Source organism: Paenibacillus rhizoryzae, from assembly GCF_059686995.1.
Map to the genome: position 1 here is coordinate 101,481 of NZ_JCAALT010000009.1, position 23,160 is coordinate 124,640.

The following is a 23,160-nucleotide window of genomic DNA, read 5'->3' on the forward strand; positions in this document are numbered from 1 at the left end:
TATAGCCTAGTCTATGTCCGAAGCGGCTTCGGGGTGCCTTACACGGCACCCCGCTCCATTTGATATATGTACATTCAAACGACTAGAAAATTCATATATAGTGAAAACAATGATCAATTCGAAGGATATGGGGGAACGTTCTGATGAAAACAAGCAGCTCGATTATCGTTCAGGCCGAAGAAGGCCGTTTTCAAGGTGTCGCGGTCGCGCAGGAGACACCGGGTTTTAGCGGAACAGGTTATGTAAATGGCACGGAGAACGAAGGAGATTGGCTTGAAGTGGATGTACAGATTCAAGAGGAAGGCTTCTATGAGCTTAGCGTCCGTTATGCAGTACCGGACGGCTATCGGTCCAACGCGCTCCTCATCGATGGCAATTGCTACGGCTATGTGAGATCACGTCCCACAGACGGATTTGTAACCGAGCGTCAGTGCAGCGTGTTTCTAAAGGCCGGCACACATACCCTTGCCATGCTCAAAGCCTGGGACAGCGGCGTGGAAGTCGACAGCTTCCTGTTATCCGCCGTGGACGCGCCTGAGCTTAATCGTTCGCCGCGCCCTCTGCTCAATCCGAAGGCAACGGCGGAGACCGTGTCGCTGTGGAACTACTTGAACAGTCAGTTTGGTCGCAGCCTCCTTACGGGCCAGCATACCGCTTCCGGGTTTACGCCTGTAAAGGAATTCACCTATATCGAGAACGTAACCGGCAAACAGCCCGCTATTCGCGGGTTTGACCTGCTCAGCTATACGCATGCTACCGAAACAGCAGATCCAACACCGCACAAGCTGCTCGAAATCGCCGAAAACAAAGGCTCCATCGAATCCGCTATCGAGTGGACAACCGTCCATAATGGGATCGTAACCCTGACCTGGCACTGGTTTGCGCCAACCGGGGGCACGGACAAAACATTCTACACGAAGAACACCGACTTTAATCTTCCGCTCGCTTTAAAGCCGGATTCGCATGAACATCAGCTGCTGCTGGCCGATATCGATGCCATTGCGGAGCAATTGAAGAAGCTGCAGGATGCAAACGTACCGGTGTTATGGCGGCCTTTGCATGAAGCAGACGGCGCTTGGTTCTGGTGGGGCGCATTCGGTGCCGAACCGTGCAAACAGCTATGGCGGTTATTGTATGACCGTTTAACGAATCTGCACCAGCTTCATAACTTGATCTGGGTATGGAATTCTCATGTGGAAGAGTGGTATCCGGGCGAGGGCGAAACCGACATTGACAGCTGCGACATTTATGCGCCTTCCGCCAATTATGGCCCGCTTCGCAAACCGTTCGAGCAAGTAGATGCGCTGGCCGGCGGCAAGAAGCTCATTGCGCTTGGCGAGAACGGATCGATTCCGGATCCGGATCAGCTCCTCGCAAGCCGCACGCCTTGGCTGTGGTACATGACATGGGGCGAAGGTTTCGTGCTTCAAGGTAAATCAACAACGGACGAGCAATTGAAGAAGGTCTATCATCACCCGAACTGCATTACCCTTGATCGTCTTCCGAACTGGAGAAATGTCGGCCAAGCTTAAAGACGCCGAGGCCGTCTCAAAAAGGGGCTTCAGATAGGTATTGAAGCCCTCAGAGGCAATTTTCAGATAACAAAATGGCGTCACAGGTTTCATACCTGTGGCGCTATTTCTCGTCTTCGGTCAATCGCCGCTTTCTTCTGCAATTTTCATTTTGCGCTTCACAACAGCCTTGCCCCATTAGCAGCGGAGGTCCCAGTTGAACCGAAATGTTGCAATTTTCGCAGCATTTCTGACTTTCTAACTACAAGCCCAGCGAATGTTGCCTAATAAGCAACAATCACTGAGGGGCGAGTACCTTCCGACCCGGCGTAACCTAAATTTTAGCTAATCAACAGCCCTGGGGTGGTATCAGCATTTAACAAGGAATGGCTTCTTTTTGTTGTTTAAATGAAAAAAGGTTGCAACCAAAACGAAGCGGTCGAATGATTCTGAAGAAGCGCCAGCGGTCGCCTTTGTGAGTGGATGTCACAGAATAAGAGCTTGAATTGTCTAGGTAGGTGGAACGACAAATTAGACTACAATCCATTGGAGGAATCGATATGAACTTACGAATGAACGCATCCCAAGCCAACACTGCAGCCTACCAGGCCATGCTTAAATTCGACGGGACGGCAAAAGAATTAAATGCGGATAAAGTGATCTATGAGCTCGTCAAAATCCGCGCTTCCCAAATCAACGGCTGCGCATTCTGCGTGGATATGCACACCACCGATTTGCGGGCCATGGGTGAAAGCGAGCGCCGGCTGAACCTGATCGTCGTTTGGCGTGAATCTCCTCAATTTACGGAGAAGGAACGCGCTGCGCTCGCACTGACCGAAGCGGTCACGCTTATCTCCGAAGGCGGCGTGCCGCAGAGCGTTTACGACGAAGCCCGCAAGTATTTTGATGAAAGCGAGTTTGTCGCCCTGCTGCTAGCCATCAATGCCATCAACAGCTGGAACCGAATCGCGATCGCGACGGGCATGTTTCCCGACTGTTATGCGAAATAAGGGAACGAACTGACAAGCCACCCCGCCCGGGTGGCTTTCTTTCATACTCTTATCTTGATAAAATGCATCTAGAATCGGAGGTTGATACGCCTTGACGACGATCGATCATCACTCGTTAGAAGTGGAACAGTTATACCGCGAACATAAGTCGCTGCTTACGTCCATAGCTTATCGGATGCTCGGCTCGATGGGCGAGGCCGAGGATGCCGTCCAGGATGTGTTCGTCACGATAAGTAAGCTGGGCAAGACCGATATGACGCACCCGAGAGCCTACCTTGTCAAAATGGTGACCAACCGCGTGCTGAATGTCATGAAAGCAGCCCCGCGCAAGCGCGAGAGCTACACCGGCCATTGGCTGCCGGAGCCTATTATCGAACTCGGCCCTGCTGTGGATACGCCGCTGGAGCGAGTCATTCAGCATGAGCAGCTCGGCTATGCCCTGCTCGTTCTCTTGCAGACCTGCACGCCGCAGGAGCGTGCCGTCTTCGTGCTCCGCGAATCATTCGGCTACGATTACGCTGACATCGCGTCCATGCTGGAGAAGTCCGAAGCGGCCTGCCGCAAAATCTTTAGCCGCGCCTCCGCGAAGATCGGCCACCTGTCGCGCACGGACAACGAATCGACCATGGACTCGTCGATCGAACGATTCGTCCAGTCGTTCACGCAAGCGATTCATACCGGCCGCTTGGAGGGCTTCATCCATCTGCTCACCGAAGACGCGGTCATGCTCAGCGACGGCGGCGGTATCGTCCGCGCCGCCGTCAATCCCATTCTGGGCCGCGATCGGATCGCTGCTTTCTTTGCCGGTATTGCAGGCAAGGGCTCCCTTACCGGCCAGCTCTTCCATGTATCAATCAGCGGCCAGCAAGGACTGCTTCTTCAGCGCGAGGGTCGCCCCCCGCTTGCGCTCGTATTCGAGCCGAACGCAGATTTCAGCGCCATCCGGGCTGTTTACATGGTTTCCAATCCCGAGAAGCTTACCCGAATTAGCGATTATAATCCAAACAAGAAGAGCTGCTGAGGTCACGCCTCGGCAGCTCTTCTTATGTTTTAGTTATGGAATGCGGCTCTCGCTTAATGCCTGCACGGCTTTCTCGATGCGCCGCTGCCTGGTCTCGGCCGTCTTCGCGCCGTCAATGGAAAGCACAATTCTGCGCTTATTGCTGTAAGACAAGCTGTCGAAGAACGAGCGGGATGCCGCTGCACCGCTAAGTGCAGCCGAGAAATCTTCAGGCACCTCTAGCTCCCGAGGCTCCGAATCCAGCTCAAGCTCTACTTCGATCGCTTCACCTGCAGCTACACCGGCACCTTGGCGATTCTCCGCGCTGAGGGGGAGCATGAAGCGTCCGCCCATTGTCGCAACTGTACTGCGGTACAGATAAGAGCCAATCTTCACTTTAACGGCAGGTTTCTTGCTTGTCCCAAGTGACGCTACAACTTCGCTCGGCACCTCGAAGCCGGTTGCGGTCTTGCCGCCAAGCTCGACAATCGTTCGAAATTTCATCGCCTTTGCCTCCTCTGCGGTCTCAACTGTCCTTCTCCCGTCCCATCCTTGCTGCTTGCAATATCGCGATTGCAGCCCGCTCCCGCCGCTCGACATCCTCGCTTCGCAGCGCGGCTTTCAGTATGTCGAGCGCCTCCTGCACGGTCGCTTCGTCGACCAGCCTCATTCCAGCTGGCGCTGGCTTGGTGAGCAGCCGCTCCAGCTCCTCCCGGCTAACCGATCGCCCGAACGCGCCAAGCTTCCCTTCCCGCTCCAGAAAAACGAGCAGCTCCGGATGCAGCTCTTCCCTCTGCAAGCTTCGCAGCCAAGTCACGCCTCGTCTATGCCCGCTCCGATCGTCCGCGTTGTCGAAGTCCTCGAGGTAATAATAGTCGCCGAGATCGCCAAGATACATGCGCTCACCATCACTCAGGATTATGTAATCGCCGTCCTGCATGACCTGAGCGAAGCAGTAATGCGTCTCCGCTTCGCGTTTCAGCTCCGGCCCATCAAGCTCATAGCCTTCAGCTAATGTCGCTTCCAGCTCTGCTTTGGTGAAGCGGCTCATGTCTCCGATGCCCGGTCTACCGCAGCTTATATAATGATTTTCGACATATTCAGCTAATCCGTTCTTGCCTTCCGCCCCTGCTTGCATCCGAAACAACTGCATGTTGGCAACGCCCCTTTACACCATTATCCGGTTGCTTTACCATTCATACTATAACGCCCTTTAGCCCGGTTTGCCATTCATTCCGCATCATATCGATTAGGAGGCAATGAGCATGACAGCAGCCATCAAGGAAGAGTTCGATCGGCAAGGCTATTTCATTCTGAAGCAGCTCTATTCGCATGAAGAGGTGCAAGCGTTGAAGGCAGAAGCAGCCGAGATTCTAGCCAGACATGATGTCGACTCAAGCGGGGTTTTTCTCGGATTAGCGTCTGAAAGCGAATTGTTCAAGGACGCTGCGCGAACACCGGAGCTGGCCCGCGTATTGAAAGCAATCATCGGCGATTCCGTCCTCTTCATGAACGACAAGGTCGTCTTCAAGAATGCAAGCACAGGCTTCGGTTCACCTTGGCACCAAGACTACTCCTACTGGCATGGCAGTCACAAGTTCTCGGTTTGGATCGCGCTGGATGATGCGACTCCGGCTAACGGCTGTCTGAGAGTTCTTCCCGGTTCCCACCGATCGACAGTCAGCCATGATGGGGAAGCAGCCGATAATAACGGATTCATTCATCGCTTGAATGAGGATCAGATCGACGCTTCGCAGGTTGTCGATTTCGCCGCCTCCAAGGGAGACGCCATCGTCTTCCACGATTTATTGCTGCATGCCTCTTATTCCAATACATCCGGCGCAGACCGCTGGGCGCTGATCTCCACCTACAAGGACGGTACCCAGCCAGATCCCGAGTATCCATGGGCTAAAGCCGCTTTTGCGCTTAATTGATGCAACGCGAGGAGGCCCATCCCACTATCGCCGTACTAATACCGCTTCTTATAATCGACCAAATTACGCAGACCAGCAGCATTCCCGGACAAATACAGCTCCAAATTCGATAGGAACAACTTGACGAGCCGCTCCCCGTTGCGAACGGTCAGTCCACCGGCATTATGCGGCGTGAGAATCACGTTCGGCATTGCCCACAGTGGATGATCCGCGGGCAGCGGCTCTTGTTCGAATACATCAAGTCCCGCACCGGCGATAATGCCCCTATCCAGCGCCTCAACAAGATCTTCCGTCCGCACGGTCGCCCCGCGCCCCACGTTGATAAAATAAGCCGTACGCTTCATCACGGCGAATCGCTCGGCATGAAACAGATGCTGCGTCTCACTCGTAAGCGGCAAAATGTTAATGACATAGTCCGCTTCCCGCAGCGCTTCGTCAAGGCGCGACGTCTCATATACGACATCCGCTTCCGGCATCGTGCCGCCCGATCGGCGAACGGCAACGACGCGCATATCGAACGCGCGCGCAATTCGCGCCACTTCGCGGCCGATCTCGCCTGCGCCAACAATCGCTACAGTGCCTCCGTTCATCTCGGCAAGCGTATCCGGGCTTTCCCATAAGCCGCTCCGCTGGTTGCGAACGGCCGCGGCAATGCCGCGCGACAAGCCCAGCATCATGGCAACCGCCGTCTCGGACACCGATCTGGCGTGTACACCGCTGGCGTCCGTCAGCAAGATGCCGCGCTCCTCCAGGCGATCCAGAGGCAAGCTGTCGATCCCTGACGACCAGCTCTGCACCCAGCGCAGCTTAGTCCCCTCCTGCAGCGCAATGCTCTTCACCCTCGCATCCCACCCGAGGATGATCTCCGCCTCGCGAAAGGCTTGATCCTCCGTTTCCGACTTTCGGCCGAAAGTGATCGACGCATCAGGTGCCGCCTGTCGCACCGCCGCTTGCTGCTCCGAAGTAAGCTCTTGTAAACAAAGTATCGTGGTCATAAGGTAGAACGCCTCCTTGTTTGTAGTCCATTAGGTAGTCCACTTCGCCTGCTTTAGCTGACAAACTCATGAATATGCTGGTTTCTCCAGAAATCCGAGAACCGCCCTTTCGCTTGCAGCAGCTCCTTGGGCGAACCCATTTCCTGTACGCGTCCATGCTCCAGAAAAATCACGTAATCGACATCGCGAATCGTCGATAAACGGTGTGCAATGATGATTTTGGTACTAGCTCCGGCCCACTTCGGCAAATCGCTCTGGAACATCGCTTCTGTCTCCACATCAAGCGCAGATGTAGGCTCGTCCAAAATCGTGACCGATGCCTGGCGAAGAACAGCTCTGGCTATGCCAATGCGCTGTCTCTGCCCATGGGATAGCTTAATGCCTCGCTCCCCAACCTTTGTATCGAGCCCTTCCGGAAGCGCCCGAATAAATGCCGATTGTGACAGCTCCGCGGCTCTAAGAATGTCCTCATCCGTCGCATCCGCGAACCCGATCGCAATATTTTCCCGAATCGTGCCATCGAACAAATACACATCTTGGGTAACCGCGGCCAGCTGCCCCCGCAGCGAAGAGATGGTAAACGATTCAATGGGGCGCCCATCCAGCCGAATCGAACCGCCAACCGGTTCATAAAACCGGTAGAGCAGTTTAATCAGCGTACTCTTCCCGCTGCCGCTTGGGCCGACCAAAGCTACGGATTTGCCGGCCGGAATCTCGAAGCTGACGTTATGCAGGACAGGCCGGTCCTCTTGATAAGAGAAGGAGACATTATCGAATCGAATGGAGCAAGGCTTAGCCGGAAGTGCTTTTCCTTGGTCCTTCACCTCTGTTTCCATCTCCATGACCGTAAGCAGATTCTCCGCTCCGGCTGACACTCTCTGCAGCGAGCTTATGATTGCCGTTATGCTGACGAAAGGCTCGCTTACCTTATCGAGCAGCGTGAGAAAGGCGATGATCGCACCGGGGCCAATATCCCCGTTCACCATCAGAATGGCGCCAACGGTAATACCGAGCAGATAGCCGATCTTCTCCGGAATGAGGCGGACAAACTCGCGAAACGCCTCCATTTTCTCAACGGAGACCCAGAGCCGGATGCCCTCCCTGCACACCTTCTCGAACCTCGCAAAAACCGATTGCTCCAATTGATTCATTTTCACTTCCCGAATGCCGGAGAGCGTCTCATCCATATGAAAGAACACGTCTCCCCCGTTAGCCTGCTGATCGGCAATGAGATCCTTGAATCTCCCTCGCATTACCAGGCTGCTGAGCAGTTGGAATGGACCTACAAGAATGGCGATGGCTCCGAGCAAGGGATTCACGGTAAACAAATAGATGCCGACAGCGACGAAGGATACGGGCAGCGAGATCAGACGAAGCATATCGAATACGATAAAATGCTTGAACACTTCCAGCTCATTGAAGAGAATATTCTGCGTGTGGGCGCTGTGCGTGCGTTCATGATACTTGAGCGATAGATTCGTAAGCTGCCGAAGTATGATCTGCCTCATTCTGAACACAATATTGGTGTTTACGACTTGGTTGCAAATCCTTGCGCCCAGCGAGCAGAACAAGCCTAGCAGGACCATCGCGGCTATGCCGATGATTAATCGGACAAGCTCCGCATGCGTCAGCTCCGTGCCGCCGTCGAAGATTCTTCTGCTCAGCTCCGCGAGGAGGAGTGCGGCACCCGTGCCGCCAAGCTGCAGCACCAGAACGGCCAGATATAAATATTTGTAGCGCTTACAAAGCTCTAAAAATTGCCGGAATCCCTGTCTGCGAATCAGGCCGGTAACGCTCCTGGTCGATGTGCTCAATCCATTACCTCCATCTCTGGCTACGCTACTATTTTCGAAGCTCTCAAACCCTTGTGTTATACCGAAATGCAATAGCTTTAGCCTGCCATTTCCCCTGCCTATAGTCAAGAAAATTGCGGACTTTCAAAAGAAATAGTTTACATTCCATGTAATATCTTTATACTTAATGAAGATCATACTTATATGCAGAATACCCCATAATAGGAGGAATTTGAAGTGAGTGCAGCAATCAAGATTGGTATTGTAGGTTACGGAAACCTCGGCAAAGGCGTTCAGAAAGCGATCGCTCAAAATCCCGATATGGAGCTTACTGCGATCTTTACGCGCAGACAGCCTGAGCAAATGACCGGCGGCGAAGGCGTCCGCTTCGAACATATGTCGGCAGCAGAGCAATACAAAGGCATTATCGATGTGATGATTCTCTGCGGCGGCTCGGCTACCGATCTTCCTGAGCAAACGCCTGTTATTGCAAGCATGTTCAACACGGTAGACAGCTTCGATACGCATGCCAAAATTCCGGAGTTCTACGAAACGGTCAACGCTGCCGCGCAGCAAGCCGGTACCCTCAGCATTATTTCGACAGGCTGGGATCCGGGTTTGTTCTCCCTGAACCGCCTGCTTGCAGAAGCGATTCTGCCTGAAGGCAAAGACTTCACATTCTGGGGCAAAGGCGTAAGCCAGGGCCATTCCGATGCGATCCGCCGCGTACCCGGCGTTAAAGCAGGCGTGCAATATACCGTGCCGGTTCAAGAAGTAATCGATCAGATCCGCTCGGGTGAAACACCGGAGCTGGCTACCCGCGACAAACACCTTCGCGAATGCTTCGTTGTCGCTGAAGAAGGCGCCGATAAAGAAGAAATTACACAAACGATCGTGAATATGCCGAACTATTTCTCGGACTACAACACGACGGTGACGTTCATTAGCGAAGAACAGCTGCAAGCGGAGCACCAAGGAATGCCGCATGGCGGATTCGTCATTCGCAGCGGGATTACCGGCGCCGGCACGAAACAAATTATCGAGTTCGGCCTTACGCTCGAGAGCAATCCTGAGTTTACAGCAAGCGTGCTGGTGGCTTGCGCGAGAGCGGGCTACCGTTTAAGCAAAGAAGGCGGCAAAGGCGCGAAGACGGTCTTCGACCTTCCAATCGGCTACCTATCGCCTAAATCGGCTGAACAGCTTCGCCGCGAGCTGCTCTAATCGTCCCTTCGAACTTGCCATGGTCCCCATGGCAAGTTTTTTTATTTTCGCCGCCTGTTCAACCCTTCTCCAGCTTCACTCCCCGTAACGCCAAACTGGGCCTCTGCATAGGATAATCCATGTTCAAAATGGAGGTTATCAATCATGAGCTCGCAAAATCAGTCCGTGCAACAGGATCTAAAGCCGATCTATCAGTGCGACTCCAAAGTTCATCATACGCTCCGATCCGTCAGAGACCATCTTCATCAGCTATGCGCTAATCATGTCAATCGGATGGTCAAGATCGAAACGATGGACGGCGATGTCTTCGAAGGCCATATCGTCCATTGCGACAAGAGCATTCTCTACATTTGCCTCTTGAACGAAGGCGCCCATCGCGGGTTCTTCCCTGGACCGGGTTTCCCGCCACAGCAGACTTACAATAACGTTATCCTGCCGCTTGTACTGTTTAATCTTCTTGCCATCTCGCTGCTTTAAGCCTGTAGTGAACCGTTAACTTCACCGCAAAGGAGTGATTAACATGGCTTTTATGCCACCTGTTGGCCCTCAAGGGATGCAGCAGCCCCCAAGTTCACCGCCGCCGCAAATGGTTCCTCCAAAACCGCTGACCTCATCGACGCTTGCCATTGATCCGGGAGCCATCTCCCGCTGCATGTTCCGCATGACCTATATTTGGCCGCGCAGCGGACCCGGCTTCTGGTTCTATCCCGTCTTCCTAGGCCGGACGTCGGTCTCCGGATTCCGCTGGAACGGATTCTTCTGGATGTTCTCCGGCTTTGACCTGCAGCGAATCGATGCGTTTACCTGTGTTTAAATAGAAACGGCTGTTAAGCTAGAGAAGCTCCAACTTTTCCAAGAGGTAATAAAGTGAGATGTCCCTCTGTCATGCTGGCCATGGCTGAGGGACATCTCTTTGCGCTAACGAATCCTGAAGGTCTTATTCCTGTCCAAATAGCCATTTATCAGATCTAACAAATCGTAGAGGCCTTATTGTGAGGAAATCGAGCGAGAAACGCCCTTTTGACATCGAATAAGTCCTGTAGGATTCGTTAGAATTTCAAACCCCTTTCCTTTGTTGAAATAAGACCACTAGGATTCGTTAGCACTCGAGCGCATCGGGTTTTTCATTCGCGTGGAATCTGACAAGCTGCCTGCAAATACAATTTCAAGTGGAGATTGTTACGATGAAAGCAGGGGTACATGTAATGGGGAGCAAGCAAGAGTTTATAGTCGTGGTCGTGCCGATGTCGGAAATCAAGAAGTTTGTCGTGATTGATATTATTGGGGGTACAGTATTGTTTTATTTAATTAAGCTGCCGCTCCATTCCTTCTATGCCGCAATGGTAGGCAGCGCGGTTGGTCCGCTCCTCATCCGCCGTTCCTTGCGAAGTCCGAAGCCGCGCAAAAGGTAACATGTCATCCTGGAATTACGATCGCCTGCCATAGATTATATGGCAGGTTTTCTCACATTTAGTCTATAAATGTAATTTATCAGACCGCAAAGATTAATTAATTGGTATTATGATAAATACACGTTTACAATGTATAAAAATACAAACTTTCAGTAAAAAAATGCAAATTCGAGCCCTCATCATCCAAAGGAGCGTTGGTCAAATTGATAACCGTTATACCCGATCAGCAATTGGAAGCTGCACAAAAATACGTCCAATCCGTATACGAAACAATCGTTCAACGCAACCACCACGAACCTGAATTCCACCAAGCCGTGAAGGAAATTCTGGATTCCCTCGTTCCCGTTCTGGCCCAGCATCCGGAGTATGAGCAGAACAGTATATTAGAGCGAATTTCCGAGCCGGAGCGTGTCGTATCCTTCCGCGTGCCATGGGTGGATGACAAAGGAAAGGTGCATGTGAACCGCGGATTCCGGGTTCAGTTCAATAGCGCACTGGGACCTTATAAAGGCGGACTGCGGTTCCATCCGTCGGTAAATGCAAGCATCATCAAATTCTTGGGCTTCGAGCAGATCTTTAAGAACAGCCTAACCGGCCAGCCGATCGGCGGCGGCAAAGGCGGATCGGATTTCGATCCGAAAGGCAAATCCGATCATGAAATTATGCGCTTCACGCAAAGCTTCATGACAGAGCTCTACAAATATATCGGACCTGAGGTCGATGTACCTGCAGGCGATATCGGCGTAGGAGCACGGGAAATCGGCTACATGTTCGGACAATACAAACGTATTCGCGGCGGCAACGAAGCAGGCGTTCTCACGGGTAAAGGCATTGTCTATGGCGGCAGCTTGGCGCGCAAAGAAGCGACCGGCTACGGCTGCGTTTATTTCGTGAACGAGATGCTTGCCAGCAAAGGCTTAAGCTTCCAAGTCAGCACGGTTGTCGTATCGGGCTCGGGCAACGTCTCCATTTATGCGATTGAGAAGGCACAACAGCTTGGCGCTAAAGTCGTTGCGTGCAGTGACTCTGGCGGGTACATCTACGACCCGGAGGGCATTAACTTGGATACGGTCAAGCAATTGAAGGAACTGGATCGCAAACGTATCAGTGAATACGTGAAGATCCATCCGCATGCTACCTATACACCGGGCTGCGACGGCATTTGGTCCATTCCATGTGACATTGCGCTTCCTTGCGCGACACAGAATGAGATCGACGCGACGGCCGCGCAGCTGTTAGTAAATGGCGGTGTGAAGGCGATTGGCGAAGGGGCTAATATGCCATCCACCTTGGAAGCTATTGATGTGTTTCTGAATAACGACGTTCTGTTTGGGCCTGCTAAGGCTGCGAACGCAGGCGGAGTTGCTGTATCTGCACTCGAAATGGCGCAAAACAGCATGCGACTGTCGTGGACCTTCGAAGAAGTAGACACCAAGCTCCATAGCATTATGAAAAACATCTATGATAACAGCGTCAAAGCAGCCGCAGATTACGGACATGCCGGCAATCTGGTCTATGGCGCGAATATCGCCGGGTTTATTAAAGTAGCCGACTCCATGATTGCGCAAGGTGTCGTTTAATAGCGAAGCATAACAAAACCCACCGTGCTCGGTTAATGGTTGTTAACCTAGCGCGGTGGGTTTTTATAATTTCCGGCATGTTATCCTTCGCCCAGTACGGCTCCGAATTGATTCTTAAACATATTGGCATAGACGCCCTGTTTCTCCAGCAGCTCTTCATGGGAGCCCCTCTCCATGATCGCCCCGCGGTCGATGACCATGATAGTGTCGGCATCGCGAATCGTGTTCAGCCGGTGGGCGATCAAGAAGCTGGTGCGCCCATGCAGCACGCCCCGCAGCGCATCTTGGATATGCAGCTCTGTCCGGGTGTCGATGCTGCTGGTTGCCTCATCGAGGATAAGAATCGGCGGATCGGCCAGAATGACCCTTGCGATGGCTAGCAGCTGACGCTGACCTTGGCTTAGGTTGCCGCCATTCTCGGCAAGCACCGTATCATAGCGCTGAGGGAGCCTGCGAATGAAGGAGGCGGCATTGGCCAGCGCGGCTGCCCGCTCCATTTCCTCGTCCGTTGCGCTTGGCTTGCCGTACTTAATATTTTCCCGAATCGTGCCGGAGAACAAATAGGTGTCCTGCAGCACAATGCCGAAGGCCTGCCGGAGACTGTCCTTCGTATAATCACGGATATCGCGTCCGTCGATTCGGATAGAGCCGCCTGTCACATCATAAAACCGATTAAGCAGATTCACGATTGTTGTTTTGCCTGCGCCGGTAGGACCGATCAGCGCCGTGCTTGTACCCTCGGCAGAATCAAAGCTGATTCCCTTCAGAATCGGCACATCGGCGCGGTACCCGAAGGACACATTGTCGAAGACGACATGTCCGCGCGGATTGACGAACGCCTTCGCCCCCGGACGATCGGCCGGCTCCTCTTCTTCGTCGAGCACCTCGAACACCCGCTCCGCCCCCGCTACGCCGGACTGCAGAACGTTGAACAGATTCGCAAGCTCGATAAGCGGCCGCACAAACTGGCGCGAGTAGCTGAGGAAGCTGGCGATGACGCCGACCGTAATATGCCCGTTAACCGCCAGAATGCCTCCGACGATAGCTACAGCCGCAAAACCGATGTTGTTGATGACGTTCATAATCGGCATAAGGAAGCCCGAGCGGATCTGCGCCTTAATGCCAATCTCCCGCAGTTCTTCATTAACGACCTCGAAGTCATCAATAACCTTGTCTTCGCGGTTGAACGCCTTCACGATCTGGATGCCCGAGATCGTCTCTTCAATATGGCCGTTCAGCTTGCCGAGCTTGTTCTGCTGCTGCTTAAACAAAGGCCCGGTTGCACGGGCAATCGTCCGCGTCAGCAGGAATACGGCCGGTACCGTAATCAAGCTCGCCAGCGTCAGCACGGGGCTGAGCACCAGCATCATAACGAGCGCGCCGGTAATCGCTACCGATCCCGTCATCATTTGGATAGCCGACTGCGCGATGGTATTGCTTACATTGTCGATATCATTGGACATCCGGCTCATCAGTTCCCCGTGCGTCCGCGTATCGAAGAAGCGGATCGGCAGCTTATGCAGCTTGGCGAATAGCGCGGTTCGCATCCGTCCAACGATACGCTGCGATACGCCGGCCATCAGCCACCCTTGGAGGAAGGTCAGACCTCCATCGGCGATGTAAGAAGAGACAAGCGCAATGAGCGCGATCTGCAGCAGTCCGAAGTCGACCGGGCTGCCGTCACTCTCTACGGACATGGCATCGATCGCCACGCCGATGAGGTAAGGGCCGGCCAGCGTGATGAGCGCATCGATCAGGACGATGACGAAAATAATGGCCAGCAGCTTTCTTTCCTTGCCAAAATACGACCACAGCCGGCTTATCGTCGCCTTCAAATTCTTCGGCTTCACAACCGGTCCGCGGCCCATTAAGCCGCCTCGGCCCGGGACGTTCACGGCAGGCATAGGCGGCGGCGTACTTTGCGCCTGCTGTGCCGGAGGATTACCCTCTGGTCGATTATTCCGTTCAGACATTGGCACGCGCCTCCTTGCCGGTCTGCGACCGATAAATTTCCTGATAAGCCGCGCAGGTTAGCATCAGCTCTTCGTGTCGCCCGGAACCCACGATCTCCCCATTATCGAGCACGATAATGCGATCCGCATCCATGACAGAAGACATACGCTGAGCGATAAGAATACAGGTCAAGCCCTGCGCATATTCCCTGAGCGCTTCCTTAATGCGCGATTCCGTCGAAGTATCCACGGCGCTCGTGCAATCGTCCAGAATCAGGATGGACGGCCGGCGAATGAGCGCCCTTGCTATGGAAACCCGCTGCTTCTGACCCCCTGAGAGATTAACCCCGCCTTGACCGAGCAGCGTATCGTAGCCTTCGGGACAATCCAGAATGAAGTCATGCGCCTGCGCCATCCGCGCTGCCAGCTCCACTTCCTCATGGGTTGCATCTTCCTTGCCCCATAGCAGGTTCTCCCGAATGGAGCCGGTAAACAGCACGGCTTTCTGCGGTACGATGGCTATTTTCTCCCGAAGCGACTTCAGCTCGATGTTTCGCACATCCTGTCCATCCACTTCCACCGTGCCTGAGGTTGCATCATAGAACCGGGGAATAAGGTTAACGAGCGTGCTTTTGCCCGATCCCGTTGAACCGATAATACCAATCGTCTCTCCCGGCCGGCAGTCCAGCGTAATATCGCGAAGCACGGTCTCCGACTTGGCATAGGAGAAGGACACGCCTCTGAACGAAATGCTCCCGCTGCCGGGTTGCCCGGAAGCCTGCTGTGATTGTGGTTGCTGTTGCGGATTGAGAATTCCGCCATCCCGCACTGTCATAGAATCCTTCTCCGCGAATACCTCGCCGATCCGCTCGGCCGACGCCTTCGCTCTTACGAACATGGTGAACACACTCGAAATCATCAGCAGCGAGAACAAAATTTGCGTCATATAGTTGATAAATGCAATAATATGGCCAACCTGCATATGGCCGCCGTCAACCCGAACGCCGCCGATCCAAATGACCGCGGTAATCCCCAGGTTCACGGTTAGCATGATGCTTGGGCTGAAGATCGACATCAACCGCATCGCGCGCGATGATGCTTCCCGATAGGTATCGTTGACCAAGCCGAACTTGTCCGTCTCGTAATCGACACGGTTAAAGGCTTTGACAACCCGAACCCCGGATAAATATTCACGCGACACGCCATTCACGCGATCGAGTGCCCGCTGGACACCCGCAAACAGCGGAAAACCAATGCGCATATTGATCACAATGAGCAGTGCCACGAAAGGAATGACAACAGCCAATACAACCGAAAGAGGCGGATTCAATCGAATCGCCATTATGAGACTGCCGATACATATCAGCGGAGCTTTGACAAAGATACGCATGAGTCCGTTCGTGAAGTTCTGAATTTGGGTCACATCGTTCGTCAGCCTCGTAACGAGGGATGCGCGATCGAATTTATCGATGCTGTCAAACGATAACGTCTGAATTTGGCGGAACAGATCCGACCGCAGACGCGTGCCGAAATTGAGAGAGACATGGCTGGAGATAATGTTGCGCATCGTCGCCCCTGCCGCACCGATAGCTGTTATGAGCAGCATATAGCCGCCGAAACGGAAGACATAATCAAGCTGCTTGTTCGCAACCCCAACGTCAATAATGCGCGACATGAGCGTGGGCTGCATGAGATCGCACAGGGCTTCGAGCATCAGGAACAGAATCGCTGCGGCAAACGGTTTTCCGAATTGACGAAAATAAGGCTTTAGAAAGCTCAACGTTCAGGACTCCCTTACAGTTTGTCTTTCCTTATATTGTAACTACTATTGGCATGCAAATGGAACCCGGCTAACGAAAACTGATCAAGGAGGTACCCGCCATGAAGAAAAAATTAATCATCAGCGCAGCTGTCCTCATACTCCTAATTGCGATTGGATTCGGTACGCTCAAATGGATGAACTCCCGTACCTTTCAAGTGTTCGGGGGCATAACCAATCAAGTTGCGACCAATCAGAACGTCATCGCGCTCACCTTTGATGACGGTCCTACCGGCAATGTCGACCAGCTTTTACCGCTTCTGGACACTTACAAAGCAAAGGCTACCTTCTTCCTCATTGGCGGGGAGCTGGAGCAGAATCCGGAGGAAGGACGCCGAATAGCGGAAGCCGGACATGAAATCGGGAATCACACCTTCTCTCACGACCGGACGGTCTTTAAATCGCCTTCCTATATTCGGGATGAAATTGAAAAGACCAATACGCTCATCCGCCAAACCGGCTACAAGGGGGATATTCTTTTTCGCCCGCCTTACGGCAAGAAACTAATTGGATTGCCCTATTACCTACATAAGCATCATATGAAAACCATTACTTGGAGCCTCGAACCGGACACCTACTATTCAGCGACGGCCGATAAGGTACGCTATGTCAAAGAGCAGGCGAAGCCGGGGGACATTCTGCTCCTTCACCCTATGTATGATCCAAACGAGATCACCGCGATCCATGAAATGCTGCAGGCGTTAACGGAACAAGGGTATTCCTTTGTCACCGTTAGTGAGCTGCTAAAGCTGAAACAGTAAGGGCCCTTACCCCTCGTACCCCGGCTAGCCTCTTACCTCGCCTTTAACAAGCCGCGGAGCAAGAAGCACCTACCTGAATGTTGCATTTTGCGCAGCATTTCGCCGCGCTCGACCGCTGGGAGGAGCGAAATGTTGCTATAAAACTCAGAAAAGGACCGAGCAGCTGCCCGGTCCTTTTCTGAATCACACATAACGAATCGCCGTGCCGTAGGCATTCAACGTTCCCGACGCCAAACCGGGCGTGAGCAGGATGCCGATGACCGCATCACACTCTGCAACCGCACCGCCGGCGCGGCCAAGCTGCTGCAGCAAATTGACGGGCGAGCTGTTGCTTAGCCTGCCGGAGTAGACGGTGCACAGCACTTCATACGGCTGGGGCAGCGAGTGTACCGTGTATACCGGGACGACCCGCGCAGCTTCCGCAGTCGGCTCGGGCGATTTCGTATTCTTATTGCCGAACATGGATCAATCACCCCGCTATCGTTTTGCAACTATCATAGCAGATTAGCGTCTATTAGGTTAGCTTATCCACGTCATGTCAGCCTTCTTCACTTGCCATTGTCCGTCCTTTAACTCCACGACAACGCGCATGCCAATGGATCCGTCGCCGGAGCGATACTTGGAACCCTCAACAATAAACTGCTTGGCAGTGAGCTCTGTCTTATCCACCTTGAGCAGCACGCCGTCCAGTGACAGCGTATTCGGATTAAACAATCCGTTGGCTTCCAATTGCTCATAGGTCGCTTCCATCACATCAACCTTGTAGGTTTTGAAATGGTCCAGAATCTGCTGCTTATCTGCCTCATCAAGATCCTTCAAGTTGCTCATATCAACGGCGATGTACTTCATGCCGGTATTCAGACCTTCATCGACCGGCATAAAGGCGTCCAGCGCCAGGCTGTACAGCTCGCCCTTATCTGCAGCGGTAACTTCAGACTTCCCCCCGCATGCACTCAATAGCAGCATAACCGCACATAAGGACACCCACATCATCTTTTTGACAAGCATACGAGCCCCACATCCATTCCAACCTTATTGCTATAGAAGACGGCATGAATAGTAAAATTGTTGCCAGGGTAAGTTAAACAATCCGTCTTGCAGGCGCTTTGGTCCAATATTGAATATTCCTTGACAGGAATATTCCTGGTAGAGTATATTCAAAGCAAGAAATTTAACGCTGGAGGAATCATAATGACCGATAATCAAGCAATAAACGCCAATGTAACAAGTATGGAGGATGGAAAGTTAGTCATTTCTCGCACCTTCGATGCACCGCGTGAATTAGTATTTAAAGTATTCACGGAAGCTGAGCATCTGAAGCACTGGTGGGGACCGAAGGGGCTGAGTCTTGAAGTGGTGAAGCTTGATCTGCGTCCCGGAGGGATCTTCCACTACACCATGAGCACGCCCGATGGACAAACCATGTGGGGTAAATTCGTTTATCAAGAAATCGTGGCACCGGAGAAGCTCGTCTGGATCAACTCGTTCTCAAACCCCGAGGGCGGAACGGAGCGTCCTCCATTCGCACCGCAGTTCCCGCTGGAAATCTTGAATATCGTGACGTTTACGGAGCAAGATGGCAAAACCACCCTCAAGCTTGAGGGAGGCCCTAACAATGCAAGTCCGGAGGAGCACGCATTCTACAGAGGCATGTTCGAATCCATGAACCAAGGGTTCGGGGGCACTTTCGACCAACTCGACGCGTACTTGGCTAGTTTCTAACCAACGGCTAAGGGCCGTGACAGTCACCATAAGGTGGCTTTCGCGGTCTTTTTTGTTTGAACGGGCTTTTGGGGAATAATACATGGATCAACGGATCGAAAGGTGCGTGTACAATGAAGAATAACAAGCACTACGCGGTGTTCATGCTCCTCTTCCCTTGCATTATCCTGTGGGATTTGGTTATGGATCTCCTTCAAGGCCTCCCCCCGGACCGTATGCTTCGAAATTTAATATTCCCGTTCTCCATGTTCGACTTTATCGAGAAGCTCATGCTTGCGACACTCCTCTTCTTCTATCTGCGCAGGCCGATTATTGCCCTTGTACGCAAGTTCTGGCCCGGGCACTGACCGCTCGTCCCCATCAGGAGGAAGCAGCGGATTTCCCTTTGCGCCGAATTAAGCCGATCAGCATGAGTAGGGTTGGGATCGCGTATTGGAGCGGCAGATGGAGGTAATACGGCACGATCTTAAGTCCCTCCTGCAGATGCTCCGTCAAGCTTCCCGCGACCGTAAGCGATGTGAACATGACGATGAGACCGATCGGCATGATTAACGTCTTGTGATTCGGGATTCGGAATAAATCGCCGGCCGCCAAGATCGCGGCATACATGAAAGTGCCTATTTTGACGAAGCTGGTAATGACAAACAAGAAAAGCACAATGGCATCCATGCGCTGAGCGATTTCAGACAACTTTAAACGGCTCAAGGCCGTAAACAGCGGGAATGTCGCACGCGAAGCGATTTCGGTGCCGAGCACGGAAGTATTCACATAGGTGGCAATGATGAGCAGAACCGTGCTGAACACCATGGCGCCGACGCCGATTTTGACAGCCTTATATTTCTTGTTCAAATAAGGAAGAAACATCGTCATTACGATCATTTCGCCGAATGGAAACGTGATGTTCGTGGGAAACAGCGCTTTCCAGACCGGTTTCCATCCTTCGCCAAGCACGGGGAGCAGCCGATTGCCCTCCGACATTTCCGAGAAAATGACCAAGAAGATGATGAACAGAAACATCATGCAGCAGAGTATGAAGAAAACAAAGGTTGTTCTCGCAAACACCTCCACACCCAGACGAATCGTATAACCAACCGTGATCAGCATAAACATCGCCAGGGCGAACAACGGCGTGACATCATAGGCTGCAGCGGATAGCAAATCGATAAAGTCTCTGACGTCGCGGCCCGAGATATATATAAAATACAGCAGATAGGCAAAGCCCAGCACCCATCCCGGAACAGGCCCGATAATTCGGCGCATGTACCCCGTTAGAGGGAGATCCGGGTACAGGTTATACAGCGTACCGAATACTCCGGCAAACAGGGCAACGCCGCATAGACAGCCGAGTAGAATGACAATCCAGGCATCTTGCTTTGCACCCATCCCGAGCTGAATGACGACGGCTGTCCCCAGCTCGAATAACGTAATCCATGCAAACAAATGCAGCGGACCTATATGTACGACTCGGTTATTCATGCTAGCACTCCTCTCTATTTCAAGACTTCTCCATCAGCGATTTTCCTCGCATGCCCGATCTTAGGATCTGCCCTTGGAAGGTGATTGTCACCTCCGCTTCCGAGAAGGCTTCCGCCCAATTATCTTGTACTTGTCGCCATGCCTTCGGATGACTGCGCTGTAACACTTCGCCAAAGCCAAACACATCAGAGCGGACGGCTTGTGCGCTCTGAATCGCCGCCAGCATACTGGATTTCGCAGCTTCCCCCCAGTCCTGCTCCAGCTTGTTCAGCACGGATAGCTCCGTAAGCGCGATGCCGCATTTGACTTCGGCCACATTTCCTTCAGCTTTCACGACGATATGCACGTTCGGATGACCGTCTTTCATCGAAACCTGGGTCTTGGTTTTGCTTTTAATAATTTCAAGGGCAAGGGCGTCTGCTTTCCCTGCGCATGACAAATTCATAATCGTGCTCTTCATTTGATTGATGATGAACATGTATCCACGCGCTTTCTCATTCTCCAGCCATCCCACTAGCTTCCCTTCACGAAACATGGCAATGCCGGATACTTCAAGGTGATAGGGAAGGCGCGTCTGTCCCAGATTCTGCTTCTGCGTCACATTCTCATCATTGCCCATCATCCGAAGTCCGCTGATCGATGGTTCAGCCCCCGGATTGATGAGCTTCCGGATAACCTCGTCGATACCGATATTCGGCGAGCTGGACCAGATTTTCGATGAGAATTCGCTGGCTCCCAGCACAGCCTGTGCTTGTAAAGGTGCAAGCGGTGTGATCGTACTAATTAATTTCCCCGAGGGACTGCCTCTTGCAACGAGCAGCATTGACGTTAACCGAACCTCATGCGAGCGTTCGAAGAAGTCGAAAATCTCTTCGATGCCTTCTTTTGCAAGCCGCTCGCCGAGCACGACCACTTGGATATGAGAGAAGAACAATTGCCTCGGTACCTGCTTGGATGCTTTGCGAATCCCCTCAAACAACGTCTTCGATTGCACGCTGTAAATGGTAAACGGCGCCCCTCCTCCTCCACCGCCGCCATTTCCCGACTTCGATAACTCGCTAGGAACCACGACTTGGAATGTCAGCTGGTATTGATCGGAATGCTCCGCTTTGTCGATCGCCATTGCCGTCACGATCGCCAGCTTGTTAAGCTCTCTGCTGTTCCAGCAGCCGGTAGCAAACAAGACAGACATCAATGAGATTGCAAGTAGAGCCAGCTTAACCAACCGTTTTCCCGTCTTCATCTGATTGCCCCCTAACTCACTCGCTCTGCGGTTTTTGCCCCGGAGGCATCCGAACAACCTCCTCCGCCGTATCGTCCGGCCTGGCCCGAAGGCTCCAATGCGGGAGACGGACAAATACGTCTTTCATCTGCTTATACTTGAAGGGCACGAGCGGCGATAGGAAGGATACGCCAAACGAGCGTAACGAATTCAAGTGGGCGACCATCATGATCATGCCGAGTATGATGCCATAGAAACCAAGCAGTCCGGCCGCCAGCATGAATAGGAATCGCAGCAATCGTGCCGTAATGGCCAGATTGTAGGCCGGAATCGAGAAGTTCGCGATCGCGGTAATGGCTACTACGATTACCATGATCGGGGATACGATACCCGCTTGAACAGCTGCTTCTCCCAGCACCAGCGCGCCTACGATCGACACGGCTTGTCCAACGGCCCGAGGCATCCGAATGCCCGCCTCCCTAAGAATTTCAAAGCTGATCTCCATGATGAACGCCTCGACGAGCGCCGGGAACGGAACGCCTTCTCTGGCCCCCGTCAAATTAATCAGAAGCGTCGTTGGCAGCATCTCCTGATGAAAGGTCGTCAAAGCAATGTAAGCAGCCGGTCCAAACAACGAAATGATGAATGCCATATACCGCAATAACCGAATGAAGGTGCCGATATCGTATCGCTGGTAGTAATCCTCGGCAGCGGCGAAAAATTGCGAAAGCACCGTGGGCACCACTAAGGCGAAAGGCGTTCCATCCACCAAAATGGCAATGCGTCCCTCCAGCAGATTAGCGGCGATTACGTCCGGTCTCTCCGTGTTGAATACGGTAGGGAAAGGAGAGCTCCAATTGTCTTCGATGAACTCTTCGATATACCCGGATTCCAAAATGGCGTCCGTATTGATTTTATCCAGCCGACTTTTTACTTCTTGCTTGATTTCGTCCTTCACGATCCCATCGATATAAAGCATGGCAACGTTGGTTTGCGTAACGCTGCCAATCTTAATGGCTTCAAAGCCGAATTTCGTGCTCCGGATCCGGCGCCGCACAAGGGCGATATTCGTTGCGAGCGACTCCGAGAAGCTGTCCTTCGGCCCCCGTATGACAACCTGGGTGCTCGCCTCCGATACGGCGCGTTTCTCGCCGCCAATCGTATTGCCGCACACACATTGGCTCCAGCCATTCACAATTAGGATTGTCTTGCCGGTCAACAATTCCAGCAGCATGGAGGTCCAGTTATCGATGACCTCGATCTGCCCGACCGTGAGCGCATTATCGCATATGAACCGGAAAGCAGCCTCCGGAGAATCGGTGCCTTCCGGTATTTGCGGCAGAAACGGCGACATGAGCGACTGCATCACAAATTCGTTCACCACTTCTTTATCTGTAATGGTATCCAAATAGATAGCCGCCACATGGAGCGGCTGTTCTGTTCGTAACGTGAATTTACGCACAATCAGATCAGGGCTGGACGTTAGTTCAGTTCTGATTCGGCTTATATTGGCATCCAGATCCGTTTCAAGCTGTCCGGGCTGAACAGCTCGAGTCCCCTTGCCGCCGCCTGTCTTGCCATGGCCGAATACTACTCTTCGTATCCTCATCTGAGTTGAATCTCCTTCAACCTACAATTTTCCTGCGTGCCATACAGGCTAGTATGCCTTGTTTCTCCTTTTTTTACCTATTGGGGCTCATGAGAAAAGCCGGCAGCTCTCCTGAATGGAGAGTTGCCGGCTAGTACTACTCA

The 23,160-nt window shown here is 52.8% G+C and carries 23 protein-coding genes; 12 read left to right on the top strand and 11 right to left on the bottom strand.

The window, feature by feature from the left end:
• Nucleotides 1–143: 143 nt before the first annotated feature.
• The 3 genes from AC6ESO_RS24430 (at nt 144) to AC6ESO_RS24440 (ending at nt 3,542) form a co-directional block, all read left to right on the top strand.
• The gene (locus tag AC6ESO_RS24430) at nt 144–1,532 is read left to right on the top strand and encodes a glycosyl hydrolase (protein ID WP_497093674.1); all 1,389 of its coding nucleotides are present in this window, start codon (nt 144–146) and stop codon (nt 1,530–1,532) included.
• A gap of 539 nt (nt 1,533–2,071) precedes the next feature.
• Nucleotides 2,072–2,521: a carboxymuconolactone decarboxylase family protein gene (locus AC6ESO_RS24435; protein ID WP_497093675.1), complete on the top strand. Its 450-nt coding sequence runs from the start codon at nt 2,072–2,074 to the stop codon at nt 2,519–2,521.
• Nucleotides 2,522–2,612: 91 nt separating this feature from the next.
• Complete coding sequence (locus AC6ESO_RS24440) at nt 2,613–3,542, top strand: sigma-70 family RNA polymerase sigma factor (protein WP_497093676.1); 930 nt, start codon at nt 2,613–2,615, stop codon at nt 3,540–3,542.
• Nucleotides 3,543–3,575: 33 nt separating this feature from the next.
• On the opposite strand, the gene AC6ESO_RS24445 is transcribed toward AC6ESO_RS24440, so the two are convergent.
• Nucleotides 3,576–4,025: a YdeI/OmpD-associated family protein gene (locus AC6ESO_RS24445; protein ID WP_497093677.1), complete on the bottom strand. Its 450-nt coding sequence runs from the start codon at nt 4,023–4,025 to the stop codon at nt 3,576–3,578.
• Between the two features lie 22 nt (nt 4,026–4,047).
• Complete coding sequence (locus tag AC6ESO_RS24450) at nt 4,048–4,674, bottom strand: DUF8426 domain-containing protein (RefSeq protein WP_497093678.1); 627 nt, start codon at nt 4,672–4,674, stop codon at nt 4,048–4,050.
• Between the two features lie 112 nt (nt 4,675–4,786).
• Between AC6ESO_RS24450 and AC6ESO_RS24455 the strand changes: the two genes are divergently transcribed.
• On the top strand, nt 4,787–5,455 hold the full coding sequence (locus AC6ESO_RS24455) for a phytanoyl-CoA dioxygenase family protein (RefSeq protein ID WP_497093679.1): 669 nt from the start codon (nt 4,787–4,789) through the stop codon (nt 5,453–5,455).
• Nucleotides 5,456–5,490: 35 nt separating this feature from the next.
• Here the strand turns inward: AC6ESO_RS24455 and AC6ESO_RS24460 are convergent, their stop codons facing one another.
• Nucleotides 5,491–6,450 (bottom strand): D-2-hydroxyacid dehydrogenase, encoded by a 960-nt coding sequence (locus tag AC6ESO_RS24460; protein WP_497093680.1) that lies wholly within the window; start codon nt 6,448–6,450, stop codon nt 5,491–5,493.
• Between the two features lie 53 nt (nt 6,451–6,503).
• A complete protein-coding gene (locus tag AC6ESO_RS24465; RefSeq protein WP_497093681.1) occupies nt 6,504–8,264 on the bottom strand; it encodes an ABC transporter ATP-binding protein in 1,761 nt (586 codons plus the stop codon).
• 216 nt (nt 8,265–8,480) lie between these two features.
• Here AC6ESO_RS24465 and AC6ESO_RS24470 point away from each other — a divergent pair, with 216 nt between their 5' ends.
• The 5 genes from AC6ESO_RS24470 (at nt 8,481) to gdhA (ending at nt 12,456) form a co-directional block, all read left to right on the top strand.
• Entirely contained in the window at nt 8,481–9,464 is a 984-nt protein-coding gene (locus AC6ESO_RS24470) for a diaminopimelate dehydrogenase (RefSeq protein ID WP_497093682.1), read from the top strand.
• A 144-nt stretch (nt 9,465–9,608) separates the two neighbouring features.
• Nucleotides 9,609–9,941 (top strand): hypothetical protein, encoded by a 333-nt coding sequence (locus tag AC6ESO_RS24475; RefSeq protein ID WP_497093683.1) that lies wholly within the window; start codon nt 9,609–9,611, stop codon nt 9,939–9,941.
• Nucleotides 9,942–9,984: 43 nt separating this feature from the next.
• A complete protein-coding gene (locus AC6ESO_RS24480; RefSeq protein WP_494821780.1) occupies nt 9,985–10,278 on the top strand; it encodes a transporter in 294 nt (97 codons plus the stop codon).
• Between the two features lie 370 nt (nt 10,279–10,648).
• Nucleotides 10,649–10,876: a hypothetical protein gene (locus AC6ESO_RS24485; RefSeq protein WP_497093684.1), complete on the top strand. Its 228-nt coding sequence runs from the start codon at nt 10,649–10,651 to the stop codon at nt 10,874–10,876.
• Between the two features lie 203 nt (nt 10,877–11,079).
• Nucleotides 11,080–12,456, top strand: a complete 1,377-nt coding sequence (gdhA, locus tag AC6ESO_RS24490; RefSeq protein ID WP_497093685.1) for an NADP-specific glutamate dehydrogenase — start codon at nt 11,080–11,082, stop codon at nt 12,454–12,456.
• Between the two features lie 80 nt (nt 12,457–12,536).
• On the opposite strand, the gene AC6ESO_RS24495 is transcribed toward gdhA, so the two are convergent.
• Nucleotides 12,537–14,429, bottom strand: a complete 1,893-nt coding sequence (locus tag AC6ESO_RS24495; RefSeq protein ID WP_497093686.1) for an ABC transporter ATP-binding protein — start codon at nt 14,427–14,429, stop codon at nt 12,537–12,539.
• The gene (locus tag AC6ESO_RS24500) at nt 14,422–16,188 is read right to left on the bottom strand and encodes an ABC transporter ATP-binding protein (RefSeq protein WP_497093687.1); all 1,767 of its coding nucleotides are present in this window, start codon (nt 16,186–16,188) and stop codon (nt 14,422–14,424) included. Before AC6ESO_RS24500 ends, AC6ESO_RS24495 begins: the two co-directional genes overlap by 8 nt.
• Before the next feature lie 101 nt (nt 16,189–16,289).
• On the opposite strand from AC6ESO_RS24500, the gene AC6ESO_RS24505 reads away from it, so the two are divergent.
• Complete coding sequence (locus tag AC6ESO_RS24505) at nt 16,290–16,988, top strand: polysaccharide deacetylase family protein (RefSeq protein WP_497093688.1); 699 nt, start codon at nt 16,290–16,292, stop codon at nt 16,986–16,988.
• Between the two features lie 183 nt (nt 16,989–17,171).
• Here the strand turns inward: AC6ESO_RS24505 and AC6ESO_RS24510 are convergent, their stop codons facing one another.
• Nucleotides 17,172–17,450 carry a hypothetical protein gene (locus AC6ESO_RS24510; RefSeq protein ID WP_494821785.1) on the bottom strand — a complete coding sequence of 93 codons (279 nt, stop codon included), beginning with the start codon at nt 17,448–17,450 and terminating at the stop codon, nt 17,172–17,174.
• A 57-nt stretch (nt 17,451–17,507) separates the two neighbouring features.
• The gene (locus tag AC6ESO_RS24515; protein ID WP_497093689.1) at nt 17,508–17,996 is read right to left on the bottom strand and encodes a peptide ABC transporter substrate-binding protein; all 489 of its coding nucleotides are present in this window, start codon (nt 17,994–17,996) and stop codon (nt 17,508–17,510) included.
• Nucleotides 17,997–18,179: 183 nt separating this feature from the next.
• On the opposite strand from AC6ESO_RS24515, the gene AC6ESO_RS24520 reads away from it, so the two are divergent.
• Complete coding sequence (locus tag AC6ESO_RS24520) at nt 18,180–18,710, top strand: SRPBCC domain-containing protein (RefSeq protein ID WP_497093690.1); 531 nt, start codon at nt 18,180–18,182, stop codon at nt 18,708–18,710.
• Between the two features lie 113 nt (nt 18,711–18,823).
• Complete coding sequence (locus tag AC6ESO_RS24525) at nt 18,824–19,057, top strand: YczF family membrane protein (RefSeq protein WP_497093691.1); 234 nt, start codon at nt 18,824–18,826, stop codon at nt 19,055–19,057.
• Between the two features lie 13 nt (nt 19,058–19,070).
• On the opposite strand, the gene AC6ESO_RS24530 is transcribed toward AC6ESO_RS24525, so the two are convergent.
• From AC6ESO_RS24530 to AC6ESO_RS24540, 3 genes are read right to left on the bottom strand one after another with little or no spacing between them, the layout of a single operon-like run.
• Entirely contained in the window at nt 19,071–20,186 is a 1,116-nt protein-coding gene (locus AC6ESO_RS24530; RefSeq protein ID WP_497093692.1) for a GerAB/ArcD/ProY family transporter, read from the bottom strand.
• A gap of 19 nt (nt 20,187–20,205) precedes the next feature.
• On the bottom strand, nt 20,206–21,429 hold the full coding sequence (locus tag AC6ESO_RS24535) for a Ger(x)C family spore germination protein (RefSeq protein WP_497093693.1): 1,224 nt from the start codon (nt 21,427–21,429) through the stop codon (nt 20,206–20,208).
• 16 nt (nt 21,430–21,445) lie between these two features.
• Nucleotides 21,446–23,017: a spore germination protein gene (locus AC6ESO_RS24540; protein ID WP_497093694.1), complete on the bottom strand. Its 1,572-nt coding sequence runs from the start codon at nt 23,015–23,017 to the stop codon at nt 21,446–21,448.
• Nucleotides 23,018–23,160 lie beyond the last annotated feature (143 nt).